This is a genomic window from Dickeya sp. Secpp 1600 (assembly GCF_003049805.1).
GTDB classification, from domain to species: Bacteria; Pseudomonadota; Gammaproteobacteria; order Enterobacterales; family Enterobacteriaceae; genus Dickeya; species Dickeya fangzhongdai.
The window spans coordinates 559,604-572,439 of the sequence record NZ_CP023484.1 but is presented as its reverse complement, the minus strand read 5'-3'; the positions used below and the strand labels follow the sequence as shown (position 1 = coordinate 572,439).

The following is a 12,836-nucleotide window of genomic DNA, read 5'->3' as shown; positions in this document are numbered from 1 at the left end:
AGGCGGCATCTCAAACGTCACTGACAACCGGGCCAGACGTTACCCGGCATAGTTGCCGAATTCACAGCTCAGTTGCGTCCATTTGCGAGCCTGCTCGCTCAGGGTGAAGCCCAGACCGTGACGATCCGACACCCACATGCGCCCGTCGCGCAGTTCAAGCTGCTCGTTAAACAGCGGGTTGAGCCATTCAAAATGTTCCAGCCAGGGTTCCAGCGGGTAGGCGGCGGCCAGATGCAAATGCACCTCCATCGCAAAATGCGGCGCCAGCTTACGGCCGTGTTTCGCCGCCAGATCCATGATTTTCAGGAACGGCGAAATCCCGCCCACGCGCGGCGCGTCCGGCTGCACAAAATCGCTGGCGTTGCCCAAAATCAACTGCTCATGTTCCCGGAAACTGGTGAGCATTTCCCCGGTGGCGATCGGTGTGTCGAGGGCCGCAGCCAGCTGCGCGTGGCCTTCCACATCGTAGGCGTCCAGCGGCTCTTCAATCCAGATCAGGTTGAAAGCCTCCATTTTGCGCCCCATGCGGATCGCGGTTTCACGATCCCACTGCTGGTTGGCATCCACCATTAACGGGAAATCATCGCCCAGCGCCTCGCGGACCGCGGTCAGACGGCGGATATCCTCCGCGGTGTTGGGCTGTCCGACTTTCAGCTTGATGCCGCCGATGCCGCTCTCCCGCGAGAAAGCCACGTTCTTCAGCACCTGTTCCAGCGGGGTATGCAGAAAGCCGCCGGAGGTGTTGTAGCACTGAACGGAATCCCGGTGCGCGCCCAGTAATTTCGCCAGCGGCAGCCCCGCGCGCTTGGCTTTCATGTCCCAAAGCGCAATGTCGATAGGAGAAATGGCCTGCACGGCCATGCCGCTGCGCCCCACCGAGGCGCCGGCCCACAGCAGTTTGCTGTAGATTTTATCGATATCGTTCGGGTCTTCCCCCAGCAGATTATCGGCAATCTCTTTCGCATGCGCATAAATACCCTGGCCGCCCGCACGCTTGGAGTAACTGAACCCGACCCCTTCAAACCCATCGCGGGAACGAATCTCCGCGATGATAATCGCCACTTCGGTCAGGGGCTTCTGGCGCCCGGTAAGCACCTTGGCGTCGCTCACCGGCGTCGCCAGCGGCAGCAACGCCAGCGACAATTTAACCCACTCAATACGGTCGCCGGTTTCCGCCGCGGTTTTGACGCCGGTAACGCTGGCATAGGAAACGGCATCTGAATTTGCGCTTAACGACATGGCATGGCCCTCATCAGGTAAAATGTTTGCGCTAACATCAATAGCGAAGATACCGATAAAGCACCACTGCATTGAATCTATTTTGTACAAACGATCACAATCCGGATATTTATGGCAAGTTGCACAATAAAATGATAGCGCCAACACCAAGCCTTGCCGCGTAATATCAGGTGCGGGCGCGTGCCGCCGCGCCGCGCTGGAAAAAGCACACGGCTTCACCAATAATCCACGAAACGGACGCCACCGAATAACACAAGGGTCAGGCTCACTGTGAGTACCAAAAAAACACCCCGACATGCCGCCGCAACGCGTGCGCCAACGCTGGATGACGTCGCCCGGGCGGCGGGGCTCTCTTCCATGACGGTCAGCCGCGCGCTCAACACCCCGGCGCTGGTGCGCGCCAAAACCATCGAAAAGGTGCAGGAAGCGGTGCGCGCCACCGGGTATATTCCGAACGCGCTGGCGGGCGGGCTGGCCTCCCGGCGCAGCAAACTGATCGCCGTTGTGGTGCCGCAAATCAATAACAACATGTTTGTCGATACCATTCAGGCCATCAGCGACGAGCTGGCGCAGCGCGGTTATCACATGCTGCTTTGTGTGGCGGGATACACGCAACAGGCCGAGGAGGAACTGGTGGCGACGCTGCTGTCGCGCCGCCCTGACGGCGTGGTGCTGACCGGCATCCATCACTCGCCGGCGCTCAGGAAAATCATGCTGAACGCCGCGGTTCCGGTGGTGGAAATCTGGGATCTCACGCCAACGCCGCTGGATATGTTGGTGGGGTTTTCTCATGAAAAAGTCGGGCTGGCGATCGGCGAGTATATCCGCCGTAAAGGGTATCAACGCCCAGGCCTGATCTGGACGGCAGACCCACGCGCCGCGAGGCGCAAAACCGGTTTGTGCGACGCACTGGCCCGCGACGGCGCTCCCCAGCCATCCTGCATCGACGCGCCCCTGCCCGCCACGCTGGCATTTGGCCGGCATGGGGTCAGCCAGTTGCTGGCGCAGAGTCATCCCGACATTGTCGTCTGCAGTTCGGACACGCTGGCGCAGGGCGCGATCATGGAAGCGGAAAGCCGTGGCCTGCGTGTTCCGCAGGATCTGGCGGTGATGGGGTTCGGCGATCTGGATTTTGCCGCCAGCAACCGTCCGTCGCTCACCACGGTCGGTATCGACAGACGGGAAATGGGCCGGCGGGCGGCCACCTTACTGGCAGACAGCATCGCAGGTGATGACCGCAACGGCGCCATTGTCGACATCGGCTTTCAGCTTATCGAACGGGAGTCGGCGTAGCCCGGCCAACGGCGCGCAGCGGCTAGGTTCACCCCAAATGCGTATGACCGGTGCCGCTGTCCTCCGGCTCCAGCACAGACAAACCGTGCAGGATGCCGCAACCGTCCACCGTCTGCGTGACCTGACAGCGCTGGCTGATGTGCATCAGTTGCGCTTTCAGTTGCTGCAACTCCGCAATGCGCGCCTCCACGTGCCCCAGATGTTCGTTCAGCAACACGTTCACCCCCTCGCAACTGGCGGCCGGTTGCTCGCTCAGCGCAATCAGGGCGCGAATTTCATCGTGGTTCATGTCCAGCGAGCGGCAGTTGCGGATAAACCGCAGCCGGTCGACATGAAACTGATGGTAGTAGCGGTAGTTCCCTTCGGTTCGCTCCGGTTCCGGCAATAGCCCTTTCTTCTCATAAAAACGAATGGTTTCCGGTGTGGTGTTGGCCACTTTCGCCAGATCGCCAATTTTCATGTGATTCCCCCTTGACCCTGTAGTTGCTACAGGGTTTTTACTACAACAAAACCCCGAACAGGAATCAACCATGTCAGAGAAACATTCACCCACTTCTCCGCGTCAGTTCCAGCCTGTCGCGCTGGAAAAACCGGGCAAGGCCCTGTTCCGACCACACCCGCACGCTCACGCCGGACTGGGTCAGGCCGCGCTAAAAACCGCGGGTAACCCGCAAAGCGGGCAATCGTGCGCCAATCACTGCTGCGACCATCCAGCACCAGCCCAGCCGACCGCAACGCTGGCTGGCGCGGAGCGCATCGGCGACCAGCAGCGTACGCCGATCCGCATCATGCAGATGGACTGCCCGACCGAAGAAACCATGCTGCGTAAAAAACTCGACACCCTGCCGGAAGTGAGCGCGCTGGAGTTCAACCTGATGCAGCGGGTGATGACCGTCACCCACCGTTACGACGCGCTGGATAAGGTGCTGGCCGCTATCCGCACGTTAGGTTTTGAACCCGAAGTACGCACCGGGGACGACCGCTCGCCCCTGCCGCCGGAGCCGAAAAAGTCCTGGTGGCCGCTGGGGCTGGCGGTGGTGGCCGCCGCCGCCGCGGAAGCGGTGGAATGGACCGGGCTGCCCGAATGGTGGGCCGCGGTGCTGGCGATTCTCGCCGTGGCGGCCAGCGGGCTGACCACCTACCGCAAAGGCTGGATTGCCCTTCGCACCGGCAACCTGAACATCAATGCGCTGATGAGTATCGCGGTAACCGGCGCACTGTTCCTGCAACAGTGGCCGGAAGCGGCGATGGTGATGGTGCTGTTTACCCTTGCCGAGCACATCGAGGCGCGCTCGCTGGACAGAGCCCGCAACGCTATCGCCGGGCTGATGAATCTGGCGCCGGACACCGCCACCGTACAGCAGCCGGATGGCGACTGGCGCGAGGTGGAGGCCAAAACCGTCGCGCCGGGCGACATCGTGCGGGTGCGGCCCGGCGAGCGTATAGCGCTGGACGGCGAAATCATCAGCGGCCACTCCGCCGTCAACCAGGCGCCGATTACCGGGGAAAGCCTGCCGGTGGATAAACGTGTCGGCGACAGCGTATTTGCTGGCACCATCAATGAAAGCGGCTCGTTTGAATATCGGGTGACGGCGGCGGCGGCCAATACCACGCTGGCGCGGATTATTCACGCGGTCGAACAGGCGCAGGGAACCAAAGCGCCGACGCAGCGGTTTGTCGACCAGTTCGCCCGCGTCTACACCCCGCTGGTATTTCTCGGCGCGCTGCTGGTGGCGGTGCTGCCGCCGCTGTTTACTGACGATAGTTGGCTGGACTGGACTTACAAAGCGTTGGTGCTGTTGGTGATCGCCTGTCCATGCGCGCTGGTGATTTCCACCCCGGTGACCATCGTCAGCGGGCTGGCGGCGGCGGCGCGACGCGGCATTCTCATCAAGGGCGGGGTATTTCTGGAAAAAGGCCACGCCCTCTCCTGGCTGGCGCTGGACAAGACCGGCACCCTGACCCACGGCAAACCGGTGCAGACCGGCTTTGAAGCGGTCGCCGATCTTGACGATGCCCGTTGCCGACAACTGGCCGCCAGTCTGGCCAGCCGCTCCGACCACCCGGTATCGCAGGCGGTGGCAAGAGCCGCGCAGGAAGCCGGCACGCCGTTGCTTGATGTTATTGATTTCAGCGCCGTCGCCGGACAGGGCGTCACCGGATCGCTTGAAGGACAACGTTATTTTCTCGGCAACCTGCGGCTGGCCAGACAGTGGCTGGGCGATGCGGCCGCCGGCATTACCGATCGGTTGACCGCGCTGGAGCAGGCGGGCAACACCGCGATCATCCTGGGCGACGAGCGACAGGTTCTGGCGCTGATGACGGTGGCCGACACGGTGAAACCCTCCAGTCAGGAAGCGATCAACACGCTGCATCAGGCCGGTATAAAAACCCTGATGCTCACCGGCGACAACCAGCACGTGGCGCAGGCTATCGCCCGCGACGTGGGGATTGATGAAGCGCGCGGCAACCTGTTGCCGGAAGACAAGCTGTCGCAGATTGAACGGCTGTCGGCGCAGGGCGTGACCGGCATGGTAGGCGACGGCATCAACGACACCCCGGCGCTGGCGCGCGCGGATATCGGTTTCGCGATGGGGGCGATGGGCACCGACAGCGCCATTGAAACCGCCGATGTCGCGCTGATGAACGACGATTTGCGCAAGATCCCGGAATTTGTGCGCATTTCTAAAGCCACCCGCGCCATCCTGATCCAGAACATCGTGCTGGCGCTCGGCATCAAAGCGCTGTTCCTGACGCTCACCCTGCTGGGCATGGGCACCATGTGGATGGCGGTGTTCGCCGATGTCGGCGCCAGCCTGCTGGTGGTAGGCAACGGCCTGCGGCTGCTGCGTCAGGCGCCGGCCGCCGCGCACGCCTGACCCGGCGACGCCGGGGCGGGTCGATCCGGGATGGGATACGCCCTATCCCAGCGGGCCGCCCTGTATCGTGTCGCGTAACCCGGCGATGATGCGATCGCCGGTTTCCTGACGCAGTTCCTGATACCACGCCTGCGTCTGTTCCCACACCTTACCGTGGGTCAGGTCACAGCGTTTGCGCGCTTTCAGCACCAGATCGCGCACGCGATCGAGGCGTTGGCGCTCGTACTGCCGCAGCGCCGTCTCTATCGGGTGATGCCCCGCCAGGGCCTGCCCCAGCACCACCGCATCCTCCATCGCCGCGCAACCGCCCTGCCCGATATCCGGCGTAGTGCTGTGCCCGGCGTCGCCCAGCAACGCCACCCGACCGCGCGCCAGCCGTTCCACCGGGTCCATGTCGTGGATCTCAATCCGGTTGATGGCACCGGGTTCAAGCTGTGCGATCAACCGTTGCACCGGCGCGCACCAGCCGTCGAAATAGCGCCGCAGATCCTGACAAGCGCTGTGGCGATCCTCCGCCAGCCCGGCGGGCAACGGCACATCAAAGAAGAAATAGAAGCGCCCGTTCGCCACCGGCATCAGCGACACCCGTTTGCCTTCGCCGACAAAAGTGGTCCACTGGCGGGCCGGCGCGATGCTTTCGTCGATCGCCACCAGTCCGTTCCAGTTGACGTACCCGGCGTAACGCCGTGCCGGCGCATGCCCCAGCACATACGGACGCACCGCGGAATGGGCGCCGTCGGCGGCAATCAGCAGGTCGCCATGAGCCGCCGAGCCATCGGTAAAGGTCGCGCGGACCATACCGCCCTGTTCCTCCACCTGACAAACACGCTTGCCGAACTGAACCCGGTCGCGCCCCCAGTGATCCAACATCTGCCCCTGTAATTCGGCGCGCGCCACCGGACAAGGGCGTTCCCCCACCTGATCGACCAGCGGCTGCAAACTAAAGCGGGTCAGCGTGTCGCCCCGTCGTCCATCCTGATAGGCCATGTCGTGCATCGGGCCGCCGCCGCAGTCCAGAATGTCGCCCATACCGAGCGATCGCATACACTTCACGCCGTTCGGCCACACCGAAATGGCCGCGCCCACCGGTTTGATGTCGGTGACCGCTTCAAATACCTCGCACTCCATGCCGGCTTTTTTCAGCGCCGCCGCCGCGCACAACCCGCCAATCCCGGCCCCGATTACCAGCGCTTTCATTTGCGTTTCTCCTTACGATCGCGGTAAACGCACCGCCCACGGCAGTCAATCGCTGCCTTAAACCGCTACAATTCAATCACCAGATGTGCCGATCGACTGCGGGAACAGCACAGCGCAATCTGTTGTTGCGGCGCGCTTTTTTCCGCGTCCGACTGCACGCTGTCACGGTGATCCGGCCTGCCGTCGCGCACCGGCGTCAGGCAGGCGCCGCAAATCCCCATCTCGCACGACAGCGGCACCGCTACATCATGCTCCAGCAGTACGCTGGCAATGGTTTTCTCCGGCGGCACGGTGAACGTGCGGCCGCAGGACGCCAGTTCGACGGTAAACGTCCGCCCGTCGGCGTCATCAGCATGAGTCTGCGCCGGGGCGCAAAACGCTTCGGCGTGAATGGCGGACGCTGGCCACTGATGCGCCAGCGCCTCGTTGGTTGCATGGGTCATGAACCCGGCCGGGCCGCACAGATACAAGCGTCGGCCCTCGGCCCCCTCATACAGGCTGCCCGGCAGGCGACGGCGCGCGCTATGCCCTTCGTCAGCGCACCAGATCTGACAGTGGCCGTGGCGGAACCCCTGACTGAGCCGCTCACGAAACGCCAGCTCACACCGGCGACGAACAAAATAATGCAGCTCGAACGGCTGACCGGCCTGATCCAGCGCGTGCGCCATTGCCAGCAGCGGCGTAATGCCGATCCCGCCCGCCAGCAGCAGATAGCCGCAGGCCGGCGCCAGCGCGAACGCGTTGCGCGGCGGGGAGATCGCCAATGTCTGCCCGACCCGCAACGCGGTGTGCACGTAACGGGAACCGCCGCGCGACGCCGCATCGTGTCGCACGCACAACAGATAGTGACTGCGATCCGCCGGGTCGCCCGTCAGCGAATAGGGGCGCACCACGCCGCCCGGCAGATGCACATCGACATGCGCGCCCGCCTCGAAGGCTGGCAACGGCTGGTCATCAGGCGCCACCAGCCGCAGCGCCACGTTGCCCTCGCCCTGACGGGACAGCGCATCGACCACCACAGTCATGGTTTTTACCGCGGTTATGGTGTTTACCGCGGTTATGGTGTTTACCACGGTCATAGTGTTTGCCACGGTGATAGTTTTTATCTCGCCCGAAATGTTTATCTCGCCCGCAGCGTTTATCCGGCCCGGTGTATCCATCGCCTTTCCTCCCGCGCTCATACCAGAAAGAACTCGCCATACCCCAGCTTTTTCAGGCCGCGACGATAGGCGATCGAGCTGCGATCCGCCGGAATGTGCGCTTCCAGCGTCAGGTCCAGCGGCAGATGCTCCGGTCGCTGGCTTTCCACCATCGCCCGATCCTCCTCGAACACCCGCAGGTTGAAGGCATGCACATCCTCCACCGGAATGTGCAGATCGAAATTACGGGCGATCGGCACAAACAGGCGGGTTTTGCGCGCCGAAACCGGCGAAGCGGCATTCATGATCACCAGCCGCCCGTCATCCGGGAAATGGATGGTCAGTGTGGCGGTAAACGGCAGGAACATCTCGAAATGGCGCAGCCAGGCGAACCCTTCCGGCGCCTGCCGTTCGGAACCGCGGGCAAAATTCGACACCGAACTGACGTAGTCCACGCTGAAACCATACGGCGTTTCCATCGGCTGATAATCGGGAACTTGTTGATTGTCCGGGTCGGCAAAGGTGTCGGTATGCACCCAGGCAAAGTGGGCCACATCAAGAAAGCCTTCAATCTGGCGACCGGCAAACCCGGCGATATCAAACGACGGGCAGACAATCTGCTGGAAACCGGCGTCATTCCAGTGCGGCATGAACGGCAGTTCCGGCAGAATGCCGTCCGGCGGCGCCAGACACACCCACACCAGCCCATACTGCTCGCGCGCCGCAAAAGTATTCAGATGCAGCTTGGCGGGAATCGGCTGCTCCGGGCTGGCCGGCACGCGGTTGCAGCGCCCACCGGCGCCGAAACGCAGCCCGTGGTAGGGGCAAACGATGCCCTCGCCATCGTGCGATCCCATACTGAGCGGCACGCCGCGGTGCGGGCAAATGTCACGCGCCGCCACGATCTCGTCACCGATTCGGTACACCACCAGTTGCTCATCCAGCAGCGTGACCTGCGTCGGCGCGGGGCCGACGTCGCTCGTCAGCGCCACCGGGTGCCAGCAGCGCGCCAGACGGATCCAATCTTCTACCTCGAAGGAACAGTGTGCAGGGGGTGTCAGCGTGGGTTTCATCACATCACCTTGTATGCCGTCGGCGGTCGGGAAAATTAACAGGTGAGGTTATTGTGGATAACAGGAAGTGTTGCAGTCCATAATAGATTTTTAACATTCACGCTGCAAAAATTCGTACAGGTGAAGCCGATGGACCCCTTTTCCCGCTTTTCCCACTATTTTATGGCGGTCGCCCGCACCGGCAGCCTGCGCAAGGCGGCCGAGGCGCTGCACGTTTCCAGTTCCGCCATCAACCGGCAGATTCTGCTGGCGGAAGCGATGATGGAAACGCCGCTGTTTGAACGGCTGCCTGCCGGACTGCGGCTGACCACCGCCGGCGAATTGCTCTACAGCGACCTGTGCCGCTGGAAAAAGGAGTATGCGCTCACTCGCCAGCGCTTCGACGACCTGCAGGGGCTGCGGCGCGGTCATGTGTCGGTGGCGATGATCGCCGCACTAAGCGACGGGCCGCTGATACAGGCGCTGGCGACGGTAAGCCGCCAGTACCCTCACCTGACCTTCGATATTCACACCCATGAAAGCCATATTATTAACGGGCTGGTGGCGGAGGCAGAGGTGGATATCGGCCTGTTGCTCGACCCGCTGGAAAGCCGGGGCATTGAAGTGCGTGCGTTCACCGAAATTCCCATCGGCGCGGTGATGCGCCCTGACCATCCACTGGCTAGTGAGCGGGCGCTCACTGTCAGCCAGCTGGCAGCGGACCGGCAACTCTTACCCGCCGCACCGCTGATGGTGCATGAGCGTACCGAAGGGCTGTACCACCGGCATAACCTGACCCCGGCGCAACACATGGTGTGCAACGACCTGCGGGTGATGAAGTCGCTGGTGCGTCAGGGCGTGGGAGTCGGCGTGCTGAGTCTGCTGGATGTTTATAGCGAAGTGCGCGAGGGGTCGCTGGCGTTCGTGCCCTTCACCCATCAGGCGGTGCGGCCGCTGACCCTGGCGCTGTGCGTTGCTCCCAGCCGCCAGTTGTCGCGCGCTGCACAATTAGTGATTACTCACTTTACTCAGGCGATCGAACAACTGGATGCAGAGACAACCGGGCGGCATTCCCCTTCACCGACGTGACGCCGTTCCGGTGCGCCGGACCGATTATCCTGCAATTGCACCACAAAAGTGCAGTGCGTTGCGCCACCGTGAACCGGTTGTATGCGCCAGACTACACCGGTTTCCGAGCCGTCGGTCGAATTACGGCTGGCATGTTAGTTGCAAGTGGGTTGAAAAAAGAAAAATCCTATCCTGTGAAACCGGCGTGACAACAGGGAATTTGCGCCGTATTGCGTCAATACAACCGAACAAGGAGCGACGATGATCACGTTAGAACAGTTTAATCTGCTCAGTGTCAGCGAAGCGGTGGCGCTGATAACGCCGTGCGTGACCCTGCCCGGCTGGGCAAAGCAGGTCACCGCCGGCCGTCCCTACGGCAACCGCGCGGCGTTGCTGGCGGCCGGATTACAGGCCACGCAAGGCTGGCAGGAAGAAGAACTGGCTCAGGCGCTGCGCACGCACCCGCGTATCGGCGAGCCGGCGCACGCCCCGACGCCGGAGGCCGGCCTATCGCGCCAGGAACAGGCGGCGGTACGGACCAACGATGACACGCTGACCAACGCATTACGGGCGGGCAACGCCCGTTACGAATCCCACTTTGGCCGGGTGTTTCTGATTCGCGCCAAAGGCCGCAGCGGCGAAGAAATCCTGCAAATTCTGCACCGCCGGCTGCAAAACACCCCCCAGCAGGAAACGGCGGAAGCGCTGGAACAGTTGCGCCAGATTACCCTGCTCAGACTGGAAGGAACTATCGGCGAATGAGTACCCTCAGCACCCACATTCTGGATACGGCGCTGGGCCAGCCGGCGACGGGCATCCTGGTTCTGCTGGAGCGACGCGTGCATGACAGCTGGCAACCCGTGGCGCAGCATCGGACCAATGATGACGGCCGCATCGCCAGCTTCACGCCTGACCCGCTGCCCGCCGGTCACTACCGCCTGACGGCCGATATCGGCCGTTGGTTTGCCGCCGGCAACCGGGAAGCGCTGTACGTGAGCGCGCAGATTGACGTGCGGCTGGGCGACGCCGGGCATTACCACCTGCCGTTTCTGATTTCGCCCTGGTCGTGGTCTACCTATCGCGGCAGTTGATCAGACGGCGTCGGGAACGACGCGTCGCGATAGAAATAGTCGACGAACGTGGTCACATCCTGCTGGAACAGGTGTAGATGATCGCGAATTTTCTCGTCCGGCCAGTCCCACCAGCGCAGTTGCTCCAGTTTTTCCGCCACCGCCGGGTCTTCAAAGCGCGGACGCAGCACCCGCGCCGGGTTACCGACCACCACCGTCCAGGCCGGCACCGGCTTGGTTACGATGCTGCCTGCGCCGACGATAGCGCCGTTGCCGATGGTCACGCCCGGCAGCACGATGGCGCCGTGGCCGATCCAGACATCATGGCCGATCACGACGTTATCCTGCTGACGCCAGGTGAAAATTTCCTCGTCCACCGCCGTCGGGTTATCGCTCAGGCGGTATTTGCCGGGGCGATAGGTGAAATGATGCAGCGTCGGCCGCCACCACGGGTGGTTGCTGGGATTGACCCGCACATGCGAGGCGATCGAGGTAAATTTGCCGATGTGGGTAAACATCAGGTCGCAGTCATTCATGATGTAGCTGTAATCGCCCAGCGAGACATGGTTGAGCACGGTTCGTTCAGCCACTTCCGTCCAGCGCCCCAATTCGATATGGTGGGCTTTTACATCACTGGCAAGGCGGGGTTCCGGGCTGAGCACCGGCGATGGCGGTTGAGGACGCATAATCGGTTTTCCTGGTGCGGTGAAGTCAATGAAGAAATGGCGTCAGCAAGCGTGACGAAGCAAAAAACTCATGCTGTCACCGGCCGATGACAGCAACATGTCAGGCACGGTGCGATTAAGATCCGCTTACAACTTCATGACTGCGTGAAATTTACCCGTCATCAAAGTGCGCCTAACCTAGGCAAACACATGTCGATACCCCCAATAATTCGGGCTGATGCAAGCCGCATCACACAGCCCCCTCCTGCCATCTGAAGCATGAAGGGTATGTCAATCACCAACCACTCGGAGGAATCATGAACCCGTTACGCCGCCGCTTCGTCTTACAACTGCCGCTGCTGGCTTACGGTATGTCGTTGTTCGCCAACGCCAGAGCCGACGACACGTTCAGCACCATGCGCCCATCCGGTTCCCTGGTGCCCACGCCGCGCGACATCGGCGGTAAATTCAACCCCGACGGCAGCGTCAGGCGCTTCCCCGGCAACACCATTATTTCTCACATCCCGCTGGGTTCCAGCGCGTCGGATGCCTTTACGGCGGTGCGTGATACGCTCAGGCAACAGGATTTCAGCCACTGCCTGACCTTCACCCCGCCCTCCAGTTACCACATGACGGTGTTTGAAGGCGTGACCGAATCCAAACGCAGACTGCCATTTTGGCCGGCCGACCTGCCGACCGACGCGCCGCTGCAAGCCTGCAGCAGTCATCTGGTACGCAAGCTGGCGGGATTCGATTTGCAGGCCACGCCGCCGTTTAAACTGCGCATCACTGATTTCAACGCCCGACAGGACTCCGGCGCCACGCTACGCCTGACGCCGCTGGACGACAACGAGGAACGCAAGCTGCGCACCCTGCGGGATCGGCTGTCCGAACGGCTGGCGATCCGCGCGCCGGACCACGATAGCTATGGCTTTCACGTCACGCTGGCCTATCTGGTGCGCTGGATGACGGAAGAGGAATCGCAAGCGTATCTGCAAGCCCAGCAGGCGTGCCTGCGTTATTTGCAGCAACAGGTGCCGGTGCTGGAACTGGGCGTGCCGGAATTCTGCGTCTTCAACGACATGTTCGCGTTCGATACCCAGTTGAAAGTCGGTCAGCCGGTCACCACCGTGCCCTTGACCGTCTGACTGGCGTTAATAACGAATTTTCGGGAGAAATTTTTGACGTCGCAGCGCGGCGGCCCGCAGAGTAGTGGTCTGGATCACGCCATAAA

At 62.1% G+C, this 12,836-nt stretch carries 12 protein-coding genes; 6 read left to right on the top strand and 6 right to left on the bottom strand.

Going from position 1 to position 12,836, the window contains the following annotated elements; all coding sequences use genetic code 11:
* Window positions 1-39 precede the first annotated feature (39 nt).
* On the bottom strand, window positions 40-1,239 hold the full coding sequence (locus CPA59_RS02675; protein WP_038668965.1) for an L-talarate/galactarate dehydratase: 1,200 nt from the start codon (window positions 1,237-1,239) through the stop codon (window positions 40-42).
* Between the two features lie 270 nt (window positions 1,240-1,509).
* On the opposite strand from CPA59_RS02675, the gene CPA59_RS02670 reads away from it, so the two are divergent.
* Window positions 1,510-2,532, top strand: coding sequence for a LacI family DNA-binding transcriptional regulator (locus tag CPA59_RS02670; RefSeq protein ID WP_107758650.1), 1,023 nt, complete (start codon window positions 1,510-1,512; stop codon window positions 2,530-2,532).
* A 28-nt stretch (window positions 2,533-2,560) separates the two neighbouring features.
* On the opposite strand, the gene cadR is transcribed toward CPA59_RS02670, so the two are convergent.
* Window positions 2,561-2,992, bottom strand: coding sequence for a Cd(II)/Pb(II)-responsive transcriptional regulator (cadR, locus tag CPA59_RS02665; protein ID WP_038662639.1), 432 nt, complete (start codon window positions 2,990-2,992; stop codon window positions 2,561-2,563).
* A gap of 70 nt (window positions 2,993-3,062) precedes the next feature.
* Here cadR and CPA59_RS02660 point away from each other — a divergent pair, with 70 nt between their 5' ends.
* On the top strand, window positions 3,063-5,411 hold the full coding sequence (locus CPA59_RS02660; protein ID WP_107758649.1) for a heavy metal translocating P-type ATPase: 2,349 nt from the start codon (window positions 3,063-3,065) through the stop codon (window positions 5,409-5,411).
* A gap of 42 nt (window positions 5,412-5,453) precedes the next feature.
* Here CPA59_RS02660 and hpxO read toward each other — a convergent pair whose 3' ends face one another.
* The 3 genes from hpxO to CPA59_RS02645 all read right to left on the bottom strand — a co-directional run bounded on the left by hpxO (window position 5,454) and on the right by CPA59_RS02645 (window position 8,820).
* A complete protein-coding gene (hpxO, locus tag CPA59_RS02655) occupies window positions 5,454-6,608 on the bottom strand; it encodes an FAD-dependent urate hydroxylase HpxO (protein WP_049854619.1) in 1,155 nt (384 codons plus the stop codon).
* 65 nt (window positions 6,609-6,673) lie between these two features.
* Window positions 6,674-7,633, bottom strand: a complete 960-nt coding sequence (locus CPA59_RS02650) for a PDR/VanB family oxidoreductase (protein ID WP_174213726.1) — start codon at window positions 7,631-7,633, stop codon at window positions 6,674-6,676.
* A 152-nt stretch (window positions 7,634-7,785) separates the two neighbouring features.
* Entirely contained in the window at window positions 7,786-8,820 is a 1,035-nt protein-coding gene (locus CPA59_RS02645) for an aromatic ring-hydroxylating dioxygenase subunit alpha (protein WP_107758648.1), read from the bottom strand.
* Between the two features lie 129 nt (window positions 8,821-8,949).
* Between CPA59_RS02645 and CPA59_RS02640 the strand changes: the two genes are divergently transcribed.
* The 3 genes from CPA59_RS02640 to uraH all read left to right on the top strand — a co-directional run bounded on the left by CPA59_RS02640 (window position 8,950) and on the right by uraH (window position 10,958).
* Window positions 8,950-9,888 (top strand): LysR family transcriptional regulator, encoded by a 939-nt coding sequence (locus CPA59_RS02640; RefSeq protein ID WP_049854621.1) that lies wholly within the window; start codon window positions 8,950-8,952, stop codon window positions 9,886-9,888.
* A 240-nt stretch (window positions 9,889-10,128) separates the two neighbouring features.
* Window positions 10,129-10,629, top strand: a complete 501-nt coding sequence (gene uraD, locus CPA59_RS02635) for a 2-oxo-4-hydroxy-4-carboxy-5-ureidoimidazoline decarboxylase (RefSeq protein ID WP_038917729.1) — start codon at window positions 10,129-10,131, stop codon at window positions 10,627-10,629.
* Window positions 10,626-10,958 carry a hydroxyisourate hydrolase gene (uraH, locus tag CPA59_RS02630; protein WP_107758647.1) on the top strand — a complete coding sequence of 111 codons (333 nt, stop codon included), beginning with the start codon at window positions 10,626-10,628 and terminating at the stop codon, window positions 10,956-10,958. The genes uraD and uraH overlap by 4 nt, the downstream gene beginning before the upstream one ends.
* Here uraH and CPA59_RS02625 read toward each other — a convergent pair.
* Window positions 10,943-11,623 carry a DapH/DapD/GlmU-related protein gene (locus CPA59_RS02625; protein WP_107758646.1) on the bottom strand — a complete coding sequence of 227 codons (681 nt, stop codon included), beginning with the start codon at window positions 11,621-11,623 and terminating at the stop codon, window positions 10,943-10,945. The two genes, uraH and CPA59_RS02625, sit on opposite strands and share 16 nt — an antisense overlap.
* A 296-nt stretch (window positions 11,624-11,919) precedes the next feature.
* Here CPA59_RS02625 and CPA59_RS02620 point away from each other — a divergent pair, with 296 nt between their 5' ends.
* Complete coding sequence (locus tag CPA59_RS02620) at window positions 11,920-12,750, top strand: DUF1868 domain-containing protein (RefSeq protein WP_038917725.1); 831 nt, start codon at window positions 11,920-11,922, stop codon at window positions 12,748-12,750.
* Window positions 12,751-12,836: the final 86 nt, after the last annotated feature.